Raw genomic sequence first — 16,123 nt, 5'->3', positions numbered from 1 at the left:
ACCCATATATCTGAAAGCTGAAATGCTCATTGACTTGCTAGCGAGATTTTACAATCTCTTTTTTGAACGATTGCTCGTTCGTGCTTACTCACTCGTTGTTCAGTTTTCAAAGATCAATTTCTTTCGTTATTTCATCGCCATCCGTTTAGCGGCGACTTTTTCAATATACCACAGCGTCTATCTACAATGCAAGTTTTATTTTCGAGAACTTTGAAATTCTTGTCCAACAAAGGTCTTGCTTGTCCGCCTTTTCGAAGGGGCGAGTAATAAAATACCATAGAAAGAGAGGGTAAGTCAAGAACTAACCCTCTATTTTTTTTGAGCCTGATGATTGCGGTTTCTTGCATACTTGGATATTTCCTTTGGTGACGCTAAGCGAGCATACATCCGAAAGATCACTTTATATCTGGATTCTATGGCCCCTTTGATTTCTTGATCCATTCTTTTGTCATTAAGATCGAATAACATTTCATCTAATTCTTTGCGAAGCACATAATCTAATTCCCTGCATTCCCGTTCATTGAACAAAAATCCGAGCATACATCCATCCAAACCCCTCTCGACTGTAGAGATTTATGGCACTATCAGTTTGGTATAAGGAAAAGGCAGATATTAATTCTGCCCCCTCCCTACTGCTTTACTGTTATGCTCAGATTTTGCCATTTTTATGACAAGCTTCTGAAAATATTTTACAAATGAACCAACCAGTAGGTAAGCGTACTTTCAATAACCGCTGCAACCAGCAGTAATACAACAATAACTACAGCAAGAGGCTTGGTAAGCTGCAGAACTTTTATAAGCTCAGCTCGAGCTGTACCCCCTTTTACCGGAACAAAAAGTTGGATGCCTGATTTCCAAACCAACATTCCTAATTTGATCCCATAAGCACAGGCCAACAAGATAACCGGTATTTCAATAATGCCATGAGGAAGAATACCTTTGAGGACAATAGAGAGCGTGCTTTCATTGGTCTGCAAGGAGAGTACGTAACCAAGGATCATGCCATTGGCAACTAACATAAATAGCGGCAGCACACCAACAAATAGCCCCAGAAATACGACAATAACAGATTTAATCGCATTGTTTAGAAAAATGAAAATAAAGTACCACAGTTGCGGGTTCTCCTTATTGCTAAGAGATTGACTGATGGTTTTGAGCCCTTTCAGTTGTCCGTCCAAGAAATGTGAATACTGACTTGAATTGGACCAGCCCAAATAGAAACTGAATGCAAAGACTAAGACAACTACGATGAAATAATGTTTCATTTCTTTAAAGTGTTGCAACAATGGTTTGAATGTCATCTTTTATTTCCTCCAATTTCGGAAGCATAAGTACTGTGTACGAGCATACATTATTTAGTAAAGAGTATACAAGCCTTGCCCACGGGGAGAAGGTTTACAAGGAGGTGCACGCTGCTCATGAATTATTTTTTCGTTGTTAATGCCCGGAAATTTAAACAATATGTGTTTATAGCGCTTGCCATCGTGTTCGCCGGCGCCATTGTTTATTCAGAACAAAGCAATGTGTCCGTTTTCTCAACTGCTGAACCATCCGCTATTTATAGTGTGCAAACAGAGAGAAAGGCTATTGCGCTTACTTTCGATATTTCTTGGGGAGACAAGCGAGCAGAGCCTATTCTGAAAATTTTAAAAGACAAAGGGGTGAAGGATGCCACATTTTTTCTCTCCTCGCCATGGAGCAAGGATCACCCTGAGATCGTCGAGCAAATTAAGAAAAGCGGTTTCGAAATTGGCAGTCATGGGAATAAGCACGATAACTACAGCACGCTTAGTGATGAAGAAATACGCAAACAAATTACCACAGCGCATGGAATTTTGACAGAATTAATCGGAAAAGAGCCGAATTTGATCCGACTGCCAAATGGGGATTTCGACAAACGTGTCCTGCGTATTGCAGATGATCTGGGCTATTCCGTGATTCAATGGGATACTGACTCTCAGGATTGGCTGAATAAAGGGGTAGATACGATTATCAATCGCGTTGTAACCAAAGCGCATCCTGGCGACATCGTCCTCTTGCATGCCAGCGACTCCTCCCAACAAACACATGAAGCTTTGCCCGTCATCATCGATCAATTGAAATCCAAGGGCTACGAATTCGTTACTGTCAGCGAGTTAATCAAGCAAACAAAAGTAGAAACGACGCCCGTTGAAGACCGTGCCATGAAGCAAATCCAATAGAGCGATACCAATGCAATAAAAAAAGAGCTAAGATGATTAGCTCTTTTTGTTTTCTAATATTTTATGTAAAATCAGGATTTGCCATGCATTGCATACAAGCAATGGGGCTAACATAAACAAGCTAGATGCTGCATTATCTAGTTTCAGAGCAGGAACTGCTTCCAAAACAGATACCGCGCACATGAAAAACAGGGTCGGAATGAATGCATTGCGGTTGGTTAATCTGACTTTCCAATAAGCAACTCCCAACGAAATAAGTAGAATAATAACAGGCAAGACTATATAACTAAAGACAGTGCCTGTCCCTTCAAAATTCGTCATTCGGAGGTACACAAGATCAAATAATACGACAATCACAATAGCTAGCTGCAATAAATTCCAGATTGTCTTGGATTTGATAATGCCCGCGACAATAAATCTTACGATCAAGTAGGCAAAAAAGCCCATTTGACTCAAGACACTGATTGTCGCCCCACCCAGCAGCATATTTAACACATTAAAACCTACAGCCGATAACCCCATGACCGAAAAATCTTTGTCGGAATATTGTAAAATGAGACCAATACCTATAGATACAATAATTCCTAATAGTAGTGTTGTCCAAAATAAGTGAAACCATTTACGCAACGTCAAGATCATTACCTCCACACTTCAACTCTAATTGTTAATTGTACCAACGTTTGAGATAAAAAGCCAATGAAACTGCCTAATAATATGTCCCTAACCACACATACTAACAATATTAAGCTAGGGAAGGGAGCATGCTTTTATGATTATTAGCAGGTTAAGAAAATTGCAAGTCTTGCCGTTCATTTCAATCGCTTTGCTTCTCTCATCGTGTGGGACTGATAATTCATCACAAGGTCAATCGCAAGCTAATACGTACAAAGAACAGAAGACCATGGTGCTTGATATTTTGAAATCAGACGATGGTAAAAAGGCGATTAGCGCAGCCAACCGCAGTATTATGAATGGCGACGTAGGCGCCAATGGCATAGCCGGTCAGTCTCAGATCAAACTGCTTTCGGCCAATGAGTCCTTGCAGCTGCAAATGGCCGTCAAGGACGTTCTGACAGCCAAGGAAAATAATATGTTCCTTACGGACATGATGAAAGATCCCCAGTTTGCTGGCGATTTCGCCAAAGCGATTCAGAAGGAAACCAAACAGATGTTCAAGGAGCTGTTAAAAGACCCTGAATATCAAAAATCACTTGTAGAAGTGATGAAGAATCCTGATTACGAGAAAATGGTTCTTGATGTCATGAAGACAGCTTCCTACCGCCAACAAATGATGACGGTGATGGAAGAATCGATTCAGAGCCCTCTTTTCCGAGCACACATGGTTGAACTTCTTAAATCCGCCATTGCACAGCAAAGTAAAGCTGAACAAATGCCAACCGCCAAAAGCGCCGATAAGAAATCAAGCGGCGACAGCAAAGGCAGTGATGATACGCAAAAAGATGAGAAAAGTCAATCCGATTCTGGCGACACTGCGCAGCAAGGTGACAAGAAGAAGAAAAAAGATTCAGGCTCCTCTGATTCTCAATAAAATAAGGGCATCCGGATCATCTCCGAATGCCCTTTTATTTTATTTTGCAAGTTTGCTGATGATATTCGCGGCCATCTCCAGGTACAGCTGACCTGTTTTGGAATCCTGCTTGTACACGGATGGCGAGTAATCAATCTCGGAAATATGATTATCAGGTGCTCCTAGTGGAATTTGCGCCAGCAGCTCACTATGCAGATCTTCGGCAAGTTTCGCTCCCCCGCCTTTACCAAACACATAATCCTTCGTTCCATCCTTACTCTCATAGTAAGACATATTTTCGACGATTCCCAGAATTTCGTGATTGGTCTGAACAGCCATAGCCCCTGCTCTCGCCGCTACAAAGGCAGCTGTTGCATGAGGAGTCGTTACAATGACTTCTTTGCTTTGAGGGATCAATTGATGCACATCAAGTGCCACATCGCCTGTACCTGGCGGCAAATCAAGCAGGATGTACTCTACATCCCCCCAGCTGACTTCATTGAAGAAGTTGCGCAGCATTTTGCCGAGCATAGGTCCGCGCCAAATGACAGGGGCATTATCCTGCACGAAGAAACCCATTGAAATAACTTTAACACCAAATTTCTCAACCGGTATAATGACGTTCTCGACAAGCTTGGGCTGTTCCTCAATCCCCATCATATCCGGAATACTGAAACCATATATGTCTGCATCAATGATGCCTACCTTCTTACCTTGTCGCGCTAAGGCTACAGCCAAATTCACGGTTACTGTCGATTTTCCTACCCCGCCTTTGCCACTTGCAATGGCAATAAACTCAACCGTAGAAGCTTCTCCCAGAATAGGCTGATCTATCGGTGGTTGTACAGGCTGATCCTGTTTCGACTCTGTTGAAGGAGTCGTATCCTGATTATTAGTGATTTGATTGCGTTCATAATCCGTCATTAGTCTAAATCTGATATGTACTTGGGCTACACCCAATTTCTCAAGCGTCTGCCCTATATAGGATTTGGCCTTTTCTTTATAAGCCTCATCTTCTGACGTAACAATCAAGCTCAGAGATACATTCTCGCCATTAAACAAGATATCTCTAACCAAATTAAGTTCAACAACACTTTTGTTATAAGATGGTTCCGCAAGAGGTTTCAACGCTTCTAATAGCTGTTCCTTCGTTATCATAGCCACACCACACCTTTATTCAGACATCGTATTTGTGGCTTTCATTATATCACATTCTGATTAGGAACCCACTTTTTCTCCAGCAAAATATCGCAATACCCCTTGATAAATGGAGGCAGCCACCATCTTCTGATATTTCTCGTCTGCCAGTAATCTCGCTTCTTCCGGATTAGAAAGAAATCCTACTTCAACTAGCGCGCTAGGAATTTTCAGCGTTTTTAACAAGTACACCGTCTTGTCCGCCAGCTTGGCGACACGATCCGTGTTCTCTAGATTCCGCTTCAATTCAAGCTGAATGAGCCCGGCTAAGTTAGGGTTATTGGGATTATTCGCATAGTAGAACGTTTGTGCGCCTTTCCATTTGGGCGAGGGAATGCTGTTCAAATGGACGCTCAGGAACATGTCCGCGTTCTTCTCATTGATCATATCAGCGCGATTATGGAGATCCTCCGTCTTTCTCTTGCTATATCCTTTGGTCCCTGGTTCAGCCAAATCTGTATCCGTCTCTCTGGTCATCAAAACCAGCGCCCCTGCCTGCTGCATATAATCACGCAGCTGCAATGTGATGGCCAAATTAATATCCTTTTCGATAACCCCATCTTTACTCGAAGCACCACCATCCGGACCTCCATGCCCCGCATCCAGAGCAATCGTTTTGCCCGACAAAGGCAAGTTCCACTCTGACCACGTTTTCGTTGCCGGCAGCTCATAGGCATAGATGAATACGACCAGAGCGACCAACAAGGTCGATAGAACAAGCTTAAGACTACTGTTAAAAGTCAGCCAAACGACCAACCTCTTCTTTCTTTTGCGCATAAAAAATCCACCTCTGTTCCCCATAGACTCTGTATCATCTATATGGGACAGGGTGGACAAATATACCTTGCTCACACTTGAGCAGAAATATCGTCAGACTTCGTTTCTCCAACATCCAGTTCAAAATTATTTATGAAGTCCACATTCTGTTTTCTCAAGACTTGCCCAACGACCCGCACGCGGATCTTCACCATCAGCGACAGGACGCGTACAGTGTGTGCAACCGATGCTGGGGAAATTGCGATCATGTAATGGATTATAAATAACATTATTCTCACGAATGTAATTCCATACGTCATCCGTAGTCCAGCTAGCTAATGGGTTGAATTTGATCAGACCAAATTTCACGTCATACTCCACTTTCTTGGCGTTGGCACGAGTTGGTGCCTGATCACGGCGAATACCTGTAATCCAAGCGTCATAATTTTTGAGAATATCTGTAAGCGGATCCACTTTACGAATGTTACAGCATTGGTTTGCATCCGTTTTCCAAAGCTCATCGCCGAATTTCTCCGCTTGCTCATCAAGCGTTAATTTAGGCAGTACTTGAACGAACTTAGTCCCGTAATGCTTCTCTAAACGATCTCTGGTTTCATAGGTTTCATCAAAGTGAACGTTCGTATCCAAATAGAAAATATCAACATTCGGACTGATTTTTCGCAGCATATCCACAAGCACAACATCTTCAGCGCCGAAGCTGCAAGCAAGTGTCAAACTTGAAAAAGTATCTACGGCTAATTTCAAAATAGCTTCCGGTGGCTGATTTTCAAATTCTTCCGCAGCTTTCGATACAAAGGCTTCCTTTTCAAAAAGATTCATGTTATAACCTCCATGTTTTAATCCCGAGTGATATCATAAGATTTATAAGTTAATTATAGCTGAGTTCTTTCTACTGTCAATGACTTTTTATCATTTTGGTATAAACTTCGTAAGAATCAGTGATAACGTACAATCCACGCCGGAATTTCACACAAAAAGAAAAACCTTTCCAGCATAATGCCAGAAAGGTTCTCTTGAGCGCCATAAGCGCAATTTCTTAACGTTTGGAGAATTGAGGAGCGCGACGAGCGGCTTTCAATCCATATTTTTTACGCTCTTTCATACGGGAATCACGTGTTAAGAATCCTGCTTTTTTCAAGGATCCACGGTATTCCGGATCAGCTTTCAGCAATGCACGGGAAATCCCGTGACGAATTGCGCCAGCTTGTCCGCTGATTCCGCCGCCATTTGCAAGAACTAGAACATCGTATTTACCGACAGTTTCAGTAAGTGCCAATGGTTGCTTAACGATCAGCTTCAAAGTTTCTAGACCGAAATACTCATCTAGATCACGTTTATTGATAATGATACGTCCTTCACCCGGTATTAAACGCACGCGCGCTACCGAATGTTTACGACGACCCGTTCCATAATATTGAACTTGTGCCACGAAACGTTCCTCCTTATATTAACCGCGAAGATTCCAGACTTCTGGTAGTTGTGCTTGGTGTGGATGCTCTTCTCCACCGTAAACTTTAAGCTTAGTTTTCAAGCTATCACCAAGACGGTTCTTTGGAAGCATACCGTGCACGGCAAATTCGATCATACGATCAGGTTTGCTGTTAAGCAAATCTTGAGCGGATGTCACTTTCAAACCACCTTGATACAATGAGTGACGGTAGTACATTTTGTTTTGCATTTTCTTACCAGTTAGCTTAATTTGGGAAGCATTGATAACAACTACGAAATCGCCAGTATCTACGTGTGGAGTGAACTCCGGTTTGTGCTTACCGCGGATAATGCTAGCTACTTCACTTGCAAGACGGCCAAGTGTTTGGCCTGCAGCGTCAACAATGTACCATTTACGCTCAACTTCATTTGGCTTAGCCATATATGTGGTGCGCATGCTTAGTCCTCCTAAAAATATATCTCAATAACATCGTTATCATAGTTAACTTACATTCGTGATGGATGGTTTCAATGGCTGTTAAGGATCAGGGGCTGTGGGGTAGCCGATCACGAAACGCCAAGTTATATTTTACACGAAAGATCGATAAGAATCAAGTAGTATTTGAGGCTTTTTAATACTCGACTTTCCATAAGGTTAATCCCATGGCTTCGGCCGTAGGGCCCGCCTCAGCGCGGTCCTGGGCTTCGAGAATTCGCTGCATATCGCTGCTGGGTCTCTTACCCTCACCGATCTGAATCAACGTCCCTGCGATGATCCTGACCATGTTATACAGGAAGCCATTGCCCGCCACTATTAAACGGATTCTGCCAACCTTGCCTGTTGCTGACAACTCATCGGTTTCTGTCTCCATTCGAACCTCAAAGAGAGTTCTCACCTTAACTTCCTTATCTGTTCTCACCGTACAAAACGAAGTGAAATCATGCTCTCCTAGCAAGCAAGGGAGCGCCTCTCTCATGGCTTCCACATTTAAATGCGTAGGGTGATGGTATTCATAGTTGCGGTGAAAGACATCAGGGAAGCGCGCCGAGCGAATCGTATAGCAGTAAGTCTTGCGTTTCGCGGCTTTGCGAGAATGAAAGGAAGGAGGTACTTCTTCCGCGGTATGTGCAACAATATCCCTGGGTAGTCTAGCATTAAGAGCTAAACACCACCGTTCCACGGGGATCTTGGAATTCGTGGTGAAATTAATAACTTGAGCTTTCGCGTGTACACCGGCATCTGTACGCCCGGATGAGATGACTTTCACCCTCTCACCTGTCAACAACAGAACAGCTTGTTCTAACCGATACTGAATCGTGTCTGCTCTGGGTTGAATCTGATAGCCAGAATAAGCCGTACCATCATAACTAATGGTAAAACGTAGATTTCTCAAGGCTTGTTCCTCCATGAGTCATCCTTCCCATCTCCGTGTTTAGCCTAAGCTAAACTCAGCCTAGAGAGACCGAGCATAGACTGCAAAAAAAGGGCTTCACCAGAATCGAAGTCGATTCCGTCCACCCTTTCCCATCCGTTTTATGCGCGATCTACTAGCTCTAGGTAAACCATTGGTGCTGCGTCACCGCGGCGTGGACCCAGTTTAAGGATACGTGTGTATCCACCTGGACGCTCGGAGTAACGAGGTGCCAAATCGGAGAACAGTTTTTGAATCGCATCTTGATTCTCGTTTGCAGCTTCTCTACGAACAAAAGCAGCTACCTGACGGCGTGCGTGCAGATCTCCGCGTTTCGCAAGAGTGATTAACTTCTCAGCGATAGAACGAAGTTCTTTTGCTTTTGCTTCTGTAGTTTGAATGCGTTCATGTATGAACAGATCTGTTACCAGATCACGGAATAATGCTTTACGATTACTGGAATCGCGGTTCAACTTCCTGTAGTTCATTGAATTAACCTCCTTCTGACAAGACTATTCCTCGGTACGAAGACCCAAACCAAGCTCTTCGAGCTTTTCTTGAACTTCTTCAAGCGATTTGCGACCTAAGTTCCGAACTTTCATCATGTCTTCTTCTGTTTTGGTAATAAGCTCTTGTACGGTGTTAATCCCTGCGCGCTTGAGGCAGTTGTAAGAACGAACGGATAGATCAAGTTCTTCGATAGTCATCTCTAGAACTTTCTCTTTCTTATCTTCTTCTTTCTCCACCATAATCTCAGCGTCCTTGGCTTCATCCGTCAAACCGACGAACAAGTTCAAATGTTCCGTTAAGATTTTGGCACCCAAGCTCACTGCTTCTTCTGGTCGAATACTTCCATCGGTCCACACTTCGAGGGTCAACTTATCATAGTTAGTCACTTGGCCGACGCGAGTATTCTCAATACTGTAGTTTACTCGGGTAATAGGCGTGTAGATCGAATCAATTGGAATTACACCAATTGGTTGCTCTTCATGCTTATTTTTGTCCGATTGGACATAACCGCGACCTCTGCCCGCATGAATCCTCATATGAAGACGCGCGTCTGGAGATAAGGTAGCAATATGTAGATCCGGGTTAAGGATCTCCACATCGCTATCACCGCGAATATCTGCCGCCGTGATGTTGCCTTCTCCTTCAGCATCAATTTCAAGCACTTTCTCCTCATCGGAGTGAATTTTCAACGAAAGACCTTTCAGATTGAGGATAATTTCCGTTACATCCTCAAGCACGCCAGGAATCGTTGAAAACTCATGCAAAACGCCATCGATTTGGACAGAGGTTACTGCTGCCCCGGGTAAAGAGGACAGTAAGATACGACGTAGTGAGTTACCTAAGGTTGTACCATAGCCACGTTCCAACGGCTCAATGATAAATCTACCATAAGCGCCATCTTCACTTAATGCTACAGTTTCTATTTTTGGCTTTTCGATTTCGATCATGAAATGTACCCTCCATTCAATACGTCGTTTCCCTCTGGATACTTCGCTTCAAAATTCTATAGTATGCCTATCCTTCCAACCATTATTCACGATTTTAGGATAATTATACTACAAAGTGATCCTGAATTATACGCGACGACGTTTTGGAGGACGGCAGCCATTATGAGGAACCGGAGTCACGTCTTTAATCAGGTTTACTTCAAGACCTGCTGCTTGCAAAGAGCGGATTGCTGCTTCACGGCCAGCTCCTGGTCCTTTAACCATAACTTCAACAGTTTTCAAGCCATGCTCCATAGCTGCTTTAGCTGCTTTTTCAGCTGCCATTTGCGCTGCGTAAGGAGTACTTTTACGGGAACCTTTGAATCCAAGGTTTCCTGAACTTGCCCAAGAAATTGCGTTACCATGCGGATCCGTGATCGTTACGATCGTGTTGTTAAATGTTGAACGGATGTGTGCCACACCAGTCTCAATATTTTTCCGGTCACGACGTTTCGTACGGACGACTTTTTTAGGTTTTGCCATTAGCTCTAACCCCCTTTATTATTTCTTCTTATTAGCTACCGTACGACGAGGACCTTTACGTGTACGAGCATTAGTTTTAGTACGTTGTCCACGAACAGGAAGACCACGACGGTGACGAAGACCACGGTAGGATCCGATTTCGATAAGACGTTTGATGTTTAGGGAAATTTCGCGGCGAAGGTCGCCTTCTACTTTAAGGGTTTTGTCGATTACATCACGGATTTTGCTCACTTCATCTTCCGTAAGGTCGCGAACGCGAGTACTGCCGTCGATACCTGTTGAAGCGATAATTTTCTGAGCAGTTGTAGTGCCGATACCGAAAATGTAAGTCAACGCGATTACAACTCGTTTGTCACGAGGTAAGTCAACTCCAGCTAAACGTGCCATCTACAGATTGCACCTCCTTTTAACCTTGTTTTTGTTTATGCTTAGGATTTTCACAAATTACCATTACGTTACCTTTACGGCGAATAACTTTGCATTTCTCGCAAATCGGTTTTACTGACGGTCTTACCTTCATTTTAAGCCCTCCTTTAAGATTTCTTCAAGAAATCTTGCAATCGTAAGCACCATGTTGCGTTTTCGTTAGAAAACTTGCTTCGTAAGCATACGCCTTGAGAGAGTAACTTACATCTAAGCCGAACATTTATTTAAAACGGTAGGTTATACGGCCTCGTGTTAAATCATAAGGCGATAATTCTACGGTAACCTTATCTCCAGGCAAAATGCGGATAAAATGCATTCTGATTTTTCCGGATACATGGGCTAGGATTTTATGACCATTTTCCAATTCAACTTTAAACATTGCATTCGGAAGAGGTTCAATCACTGTACCTTCTACTTCAATTACATCTTCTTTGGCCACAGTCATTCTCCTTTCTCTTGTGCTTCATCTTGCATAAGTTCAACGAATTTGGCAATTGCGAAGCGCAACTTCCCATTAGTAACACGACCTGTTTCCCTAATGCTGGACTCCACTTCGCTGCTAATCGTTTCTTGTAATTGAAGATGATTCAGGTTCTTCTTCTTTGGTTGATCGAATTTGCGATGATAGCCGTCTGCAAGCCAGACGAAACGCTCATCTACAATGCCAATCACGACCGCATATTCTCCGGGATCTCTACCGCGAAGCACCTTTACGATTTGACCCACTTTGGGAATCAACTTATCCACACATCATCACCTACGATCTAGGCAAAGTTAATATTTCATAACCGGCTGCCGTAATTGCAATCGTATGTTCAAAATGAGCACACAGTGTACGGTCCGAAGTGACAACCGTCCAATCGTCTTCGAGTGTTTGGACATATCTTTCGCCAACAACCACCATGGGTTCAATGGCTAGGACCATGCCTGGTTTGAGACGAGGTCCTTTGTCAGGAACACCGTAGTTCGGAATTTGGGGTTCTTCGTGAAGATCCGTTCCGATACCGTGACCGACATACTCTATAACCACGGAGAAGCCTGCGTCTTCAATACAAGTTTGGATTGCATGCGACAACGTGTAGAGTCTAGTATCCGGTTTAGCTTCTGCTATGCCTCTGTATAATGATTCTTCGGTCACGGCTAACAAACGTTTGGCCGTTTCTGAAATCTCACCAACGGGATAAGTCCAAGCAGAATCTCCATGATAGCCTTTATACTGAGCACCGATATCAATACTGATGATATCGCCCTCAACCAGCTTTCTTGGACCAGGAATACCATGAACTAATTCTTCGTTGACTGAAGCACAAATGCTTCCAGGAAAACCGTTATAGCCTTTAAAAGATGGAATCGCTCCCTGACTGCGAATGAATTCCTCTGCGATCTGATCAAGTTCTTTCGTTGTAATGTTCGGACGAATCGCCCTTGCCAATAAGCGGTGCGTTTCGGCTACGATACGACCAGCTTCTCGCATTAGGTCTAGTTCAACCTCGGACTTACAAATGATCATTACGCTAGACCTCGTAGCAGTGAGCTAATTTGTTCGGTTACCGCATGAATGTCTTGTTCCCCGTTAACCTCACGCAATAATTCCCTCTTTTGGTAGTAATCCAGCAGCGGAGCCGTTTTGTTGATATATTCATCCAAACGTGTTCCGACTTTCTCTTCCGTATCATCCGATCGTTGGTACAACTCACCTGAACATTTATCGCATACGCCATCTTGCTTTGGTGGGTTGAAGATTACATGATACGTAGCACCACAGGATTTACAAATTCTTCGGCCGGTTAGTCGAGCAAGCAAGAAACTGCGATCAACGGAAAGATTAATAACAATCTCAATCTTTTTACCCAAGGATTCAACGATTTCAGCAAGCGCATCTGCTTGAGCAACGGTTCTCGGGAACCCGTCAAGCAAAAAGCCTTTGTCGCAATCTGGTTGAGCAAGTCGCTCTCTCACAATACCGTTCGTGATTTCATCCGGAACCAGAAGTCCCTTATCCACATAACCTTTGGCTTCAACACCAAGTGGTGTTCCTTGGCTCATCGCCAAGCGAAAAGCATCTCCAGTTGAAATATGAGGAATTTGAAATTCACTAACGATTTTCTCTGCCTGCGTACCTTTGCCTGCACCAGGAGGCCCCATAAAAATTACGTTCAACTTTAAAACCTCCCATCGCACTCGGCATTACGAACAGCACAATAGGTGCCGATGTCGCATAACTTGCCCCATCAGAACCTATTAGCTATTTATTGATAAACCCTTTGTAATGCCGCTTAATCAATTGGCTCTCGATTTGTTTCATCGTCTCAAGACCAACGCCTACTACGATAAGTAAAGATGTACCACCAATCCGAACCGAGCTAGGCAAACCTGCAAGTCCTCCGAATAACATCGGAAGGATCGAGATTGCTGAGAGAAACAGAGCTCCAGAAAGAGTAATTCTAGTCATTACACGAGTCAGATAAACAGAAGTTGTCTTACCAGGTCTAATACCAGGAATATACCCACCATTTTTCTTCATCTGATCAGCCATTTGAACTGGATTAATTTGAACGAAGGTATAAAAGTAAGTGAAGCCAATAATCAACAGTACATACAAGACAATCGCTAGTGGTGCAGTTTGGTTAATACTCAAGTTATTAATAATCCACTCTGCAACGACATTTCCTCTCCAGTAACTAGCAATGGTAGGGGGAAACATCAACAACGATAAGGCGAAGATGACTGGGATTACGCCAGCAGCATTCACTTTAAGTGGAATGTGCGTGGTTTGACCACCATACATTTTACGACCAACTACGCGTTTGGCATATTGCACAGGTATCTTGCGAACACCCTGTTGAACGAATATGACGCCGGCAATAATCAGTATGACAACCAAGGCAATAATGATCAGTTTCACGATATTCAGGAACAAAGCTCCTTCGGTCGCAAACAGTGATTTGTAGATTTGCTGTATGCTTGTAGGAATCGCCGCGACGATACCTGCAAAGATGATAATGGAAATACCGTTGCCAATCCCATACTCCGTGATTTGCTCACCAAGCCACATCAAGAAAGCTGTTCCAGCTGTCAGTATAATAGCAATCATGGCAAAAGTAGTGAAGCCCGGATCAATCACGAGTCCGCTGTAAAGGCGGTTAAACCCAATGGAAAGACCGAAAGCTTGAATCACACCTAGCACAATCGTACCGTACCGAGTAACCTGTGTCATCTTCTTTCTTCCGACATCACCCTCTTTTGCCCACTGCGCGAAGCGCGGGATTACATCCATGGACAAAAGCTGAACGATGATAGAAGCTGTAATGTAAGGCATAATTCCCATCGCGAAGATGGAGAATTGGAAGAGCGCACCGCCGGAAAACGTGTTAAGCAAACCAAAGACATCGCTCTGATTCGCTTGGTCTTGCAGTTTCAGAACATCAGTGTTAATGTTCGGCACCGGAATGAACGCGCCTAAGCGGTAGACGATAAGCAAAATGAGCGTGAATAGAATTCTTCTCCGTAAATCTTCTACCTTGAAGATGTTGGCTATGGTACTGAACATTAAATCACCTCGGTTTGACCGCCGACAGCTTGGATTTTCTCAATCGCTGATTGAGAGAACTTATTCGCTTTAACGGTTAATTTTACTGTGATTTCACCGTTTCCTAAAATCTTGATGCCGTCTTTAGGAGCTTTAACAATACCAGTCTCCAATAAAACTTCTGGAGTAACTTCAGTACCAGCTGCGAAATTGTTCAAATCTTCAAGGTTCACGATTGCGTACTCCGTACGGAAACGATTCGTGAAACCACGTTTAGGTAAACGACGGTATAACGGGTTTTGTCCACCCTCGAAACCAGGACGAACGCCTCCACCGGAACGTGCGTTTTGACCTTTGTGTCCGCGAGTTGATGTTTTACCCATGCCGCTACTAGTACCACGTCCAACACGCTTGCGAGCTTTACGGGAACCAATAGCAGAACTTAGCTCATGTAACTTCATCGTTGCACACCTCCTCTAAATCTTAATATGTGTTACTATGCTTCGATTTCTTTAACTTCTACCAAATGGCTAACTTGATTAACCATGCCTCTGATTGCAGCATTATCTTGATGAAGAACAGTTTGGTGCAGCTTGCGCAGACCAAGTGTTTTCACAGTAACGCGTTGTGTCTCAGGGCGGCCAATCAGGCTGCGTTTTAGGGTAATTTGTAATTGTTTCGCCATGTTTACCCCTCCTAACCTAATAGCTCTTGAACTGTTTTGCCACGAAGCTTTGCAACTTCTTCCGCTTTTTTCAAGCGGCTCAAGCCTTCAAGCGTTGCGTTAACCATGTTCATGGAGTTCGATGAACCCAGGGATTTTGTCAAGATATCGCCGATACCAGCAAGTTCAAGTACTGCACGAACTGGTCCGCCTGCGATAACTCCAGTACCTTGGGAAGCTGGTTTCAACAGGACGCGTCCTGCGCCAAACTTACCAGTTACAAGGTGAGGAATCGAAGTGCCTACGATAGGAACATGAATCAAGTTCTTTTTCGCATCTTCAATGCCTTTGCGGATTGCATCAGGAACTTCGGAAGCTTTACCGATTCCTGCGCCAACCCAGCCATTGCCATCGCCAACGACAACAAGTGCGCTGAAGCTGAAACGACGTCCGCCTTTTACTACTTTAGCTACGCGATTAATATTAACGACTTTTTCTGTTAGCTCTAAAGTATTAGGATCTATACGCAAGTCTTTTACCTCCTTATATATGTTTTTCCTAGAATTCTAGTCCAGCTTCACGAGCTGCGTCAGCTAATGCTTGAACACGTCCATGATAAAGGTATCCACCGCGGTCAAAAACCACTTTGTCAAAGCCTTTAGCTTTCGCGCGCTCAGCGATTAATGCGCCAACTTTACGAGCAGCTTCTACGTTACCACCGTTACCAATATCACTTTTCAGATCTTTATCTTGAGTCGATGCCGATGCGATTGTTACACCCGTTGTATCATCGATCAATTGAGCGTACATGTGTTTGGAAGAACGGAAAATGTTTAAGCGCGGACGAACAGTTGTACCTTCAATTTTCTTACGAACACGAAGGTGTCTTTTCAAGCGTGCTTTGTTTTTATCGCTTTTAGTAATCATCTATACTTACACTCCTTTCATCATCTTATGATGCGAGGCTTATGCTTACGTAGCA

The 16,123-nt window shown here is 43.6% G+C and carries 26 protein-coding genes; 3 read left to right on the top strand and 23 right to left on the bottom strand.

The window, feature by feature from the left end; genetic code table 11:
- A partial coding sequence (locus tag IEY34_RS37020; protein ID WP_229757894.1) for a hypothetical protein occupies positions 1-214 on the top strand: 214 nt, incomplete at its 5' end.
- A 95-nt stretch (positions 215-309) separates the two neighbouring features.
- Here IEY34_RS37020 and IEY34_RS28835 read toward each other — a convergent pair.
- Both IEY34_RS28835 and IEY34_RS28830 read right to left on the bottom strand, forming a co-directional pair.
- Complete coding sequence (locus tag IEY34_RS28835) at positions 310-540, bottom strand: regulator of G-protein signaling domain-containing protein (protein WP_189018578.1); 231 nt, start codon at positions 538-540, stop codon at positions 310-312.
- 149 nt (positions 541-689) lie between these two features.
- Entirely contained in the window at positions 690-1,301 is a 612-nt protein-coding gene (locus IEY34_RS28830; RefSeq protein ID WP_189018576.1) for a stage II sporulation protein M, read from the bottom strand.
- 117 nt (positions 1,302-1,418) lie between these two features.
- On the opposite strand from IEY34_RS28830, the gene pdaB reads away from it, so the two are divergent.
- Complete coding sequence (gene pdaB / locus IEY34_RS28825) at positions 1,419-2,201, top strand: polysaccharide deacetylase family sporulation protein PdaB (protein ID WP_189018574.1); 783 nt, start codon at positions 1,419-1,421, stop codon at positions 2,199-2,201.
- Positions 2,202-2,237: 36 nt separating this feature from the next.
- On the opposite strand, the gene IEY34_RS28820 is transcribed toward pdaB, so the two are convergent.
- Entirely contained in the window at positions 2,238-2,834 is a 597-nt protein-coding gene (locus IEY34_RS28820; RefSeq protein WP_189018573.1) for a KinB-signaling pathway activation protein, read from the bottom strand.
- A 136-nt stretch (positions 2,835-2,970) separates the two neighbouring features.
- On the opposite strand from IEY34_RS28820, the gene gerD reads away from it, so the two are divergent.
- Entirely contained in the window at positions 2,971-3,750 is a 780-nt protein-coding gene (gene gerD, locus IEY34_RS28815; protein ID WP_189018571.1) for a spore germination lipoprotein GerD, read from the top strand.
- Positions 3,751-3,789: 39 nt separating this feature from the next.
- Here gerD and salA read toward each other — a convergent pair whose 3' ends face one another.
- The 20 genes from salA to rplR form a co-directional block, all read right to left on the bottom strand.
- Positions 3,790-4,887: an iron-sulfur carrier protein/transcriptional regulator SalA gene (gene salA / locus IEY34_RS28810; RefSeq protein WP_189018569.1), complete on the bottom strand. Its 1,098-nt coding sequence runs from the start codon at positions 4,885-4,887 to the stop codon at positions 3,790-3,792.
- 60 nt (positions 4,888-4,947) lie between these two features.
- Positions 4,948-5,703, bottom strand: a complete 756-nt coding sequence (cwlD, locus tag IEY34_RS28805; protein ID WP_189018567.1) for an N-acetylmuramoyl-L-alanine amidase CwlD — start codon at positions 5,701-5,703, stop codon at positions 4,948-4,950.
- A 126-nt stretch (positions 5,704-5,829) separates the two neighbouring features.
- Positions 5,830-6,522: a phosphoadenylyl-sulfate reductase gene (locus tag IEY34_RS28800; protein WP_189018565.1), complete on the bottom strand. Its 693-nt coding sequence runs from the start codon at positions 6,520-6,522 to the stop codon at positions 5,830-5,832.
- Positions 6,523-6,739: 217 nt separating this feature from the next.
- Positions 6,740-7,132 carry a 30S ribosomal protein S9 gene (rpsI, locus tag IEY34_RS28795; RefSeq protein WP_189018563.1) on the bottom strand — a complete coding sequence of 131 codons (393 nt, stop codon included), beginning with the start codon at positions 7,130-7,132 and terminating at the stop codon, positions 6,740-6,742.
- A gap of 18 nt (positions 7,133-7,150) precedes the next feature.
- Entirely contained in the window at positions 7,151-7,588 is a 438-nt protein-coding gene (rplM, locus tag IEY34_RS28790; protein WP_079417962.1) for a 50S ribosomal protein L13, read from the bottom strand.
- A gap of 175 nt (positions 7,589-7,763) precedes the next feature.
- A complete protein-coding gene (truA, locus tag IEY34_RS28785) occupies positions 7,764-8,525 on the bottom strand; it encodes a tRNA pseudouridine(38-40) synthase TruA (RefSeq protein WP_189018561.1) in 762 nt (253 codons plus the stop codon).
- A 140-nt stretch (positions 8,526-8,665) separates the two neighbouring features.
- The gene (gene rplQ / locus IEY34_RS28780; RefSeq protein ID WP_079417964.1) at positions 8,666-9,031 is read right to left on the bottom strand and encodes a 50S ribosomal protein L17; all 366 of its coding nucleotides are present in this window, start codon (positions 9,029-9,031) and stop codon (positions 8,666-8,668) included.
- A 24-nt stretch (positions 9,032-9,055) separates the two neighbouring features.
- Positions 9,056-10,000, bottom strand: a complete 945-nt coding sequence (locus tag IEY34_RS28775; RefSeq protein WP_029196443.1) for a DNA-directed RNA polymerase subunit alpha — start codon at positions 9,998-10,000, stop codon at positions 9,056-9,058.
- Between the two features lie 126 nt (positions 10,001-10,126).
- On the bottom strand, positions 10,127-10,522 hold the full coding sequence (gene rpsK, locus IEY34_RS28770; protein ID WP_189018559.1) for a 30S ribosomal protein S11: 396 nt from the start codon (positions 10,520-10,522) through the stop codon (positions 10,127-10,129).
- A gap of 18 nt (positions 10,523-10,540) precedes the next feature.
- Complete coding sequence (gene rpsM / locus IEY34_RS28765) at positions 10,541-10,909, bottom strand: 30S ribosomal protein S13 (RefSeq protein WP_145669519.1); 369 nt, start codon at positions 10,907-10,909, stop codon at positions 10,541-10,543.
- A 19-nt stretch (positions 10,910-10,928) separates the two neighbouring features.
- Positions 10,929-11,042, bottom strand: coding sequence for a 50S ribosomal protein L36 (gene rpmJ / locus IEY34_RS28760; protein WP_003333770.1), 114 nt, complete (start codon positions 11,040-11,042; stop codon positions 10,929-10,931).
- A 126-nt stretch (positions 11,043-11,168) separates the two neighbouring features.
- Positions 11,169-11,387, bottom strand: a complete 219-nt coding sequence (infA, locus tag IEY34_RS28755; RefSeq protein ID WP_009676800.1) for a translation initiation factor IF-1 — start codon at positions 11,385-11,387, stop codon at positions 11,169-11,171.
- A 2-nt stretch (positions 11,388-11,389) separates the two neighbouring features.
- Positions 11,390-11,695 (bottom strand): KOW domain-containing RNA-binding protein, encoded by a 306-nt coding sequence (locus IEY34_RS28750; RefSeq protein WP_373291365.1) that lies wholly within the window; start codon positions 11,693-11,695, stop codon positions 11,390-11,392.
- Between the two features lie 10 nt (positions 11,696-11,705).
- Positions 11,706-12,458, bottom strand: coding sequence for a type I methionyl aminopeptidase (map, locus tag IEY34_RS28745; RefSeq protein WP_189018557.1), 753 nt, complete (start codon positions 12,456-12,458; stop codon positions 11,706-11,708).
- A complete protein-coding gene (locus tag IEY34_RS28740; RefSeq protein WP_189018555.1) occupies positions 12,458-13,108 on the bottom strand; it encodes an adenylate kinase in 651 nt (216 codons plus the stop codon). The genes map and IEY34_RS28740 overlap by 1 nt, the downstream gene beginning before the upstream one ends.
- 85 nt (positions 13,109-13,193) lie before the next feature.
- Positions 13,194-14,498: a preprotein translocase subunit SecY gene (gene secY / locus IEY34_RS28735; RefSeq protein ID WP_079417987.1), complete on the bottom strand. Its 1,305-nt coding sequence runs from the start codon at positions 14,496-14,498 to the stop codon at positions 13,194-13,196.
- Positions 14,498-14,938, bottom strand: a complete 441-nt coding sequence (rplO, locus tag IEY34_RS28730; RefSeq protein ID WP_189018553.1) for a 50S ribosomal protein L15 — start codon at positions 14,936-14,938, stop codon at positions 14,498-14,500. Before rplO ends, secY begins: the two co-directional genes overlap by 1 nt.
- Positions 14,939-14,973: 35 nt before the next feature.
- Positions 14,974-15,162: a 50S ribosomal protein L30 gene (gene rpmD, locus IEY34_RS28725; RefSeq protein WP_079417994.1), complete on the bottom strand. Its 189-nt coding sequence runs from the start codon at positions 15,160-15,162 to the stop codon at positions 14,974-14,976.
- Positions 15,163-15,173: 11 nt separating this feature from the next.
- Positions 15,174-15,671 (bottom strand): 30S ribosomal protein S5, encoded by a 498-nt coding sequence (rpsE, locus tag IEY34_RS28720; RefSeq protein WP_189018551.1) that lies wholly within the window; start codon positions 15,669-15,671, stop codon positions 15,174-15,176.
- Positions 15,672-15,699: 28 nt separating this feature from the next.
- Positions 15,700-16,068: a 50S ribosomal protein L18 gene (rplR, locus tag IEY34_RS28715; protein WP_079417997.1), complete on the bottom strand. Its 369-nt coding sequence runs from the start codon at positions 16,066-16,068 to the stop codon at positions 15,700-15,702.
- Positions 16,069-16,123: the final 55 nt, after the last annotated feature.

The organism is Paenibacillus marchantiophytorum (genome assembly GCF_014640555.1).
GTDB lineage: Bacteria > Bacillota > Bacilli > Paenibacillales > NBRC-103111 > Paenibacillus_E > Paenibacillus_E marchantiophytorum.
The sequence above is the reverse complement of the archived record's forward strand: the minus strand, read 5'-3'. Positions and strand labels throughout refer to the sequence as shown.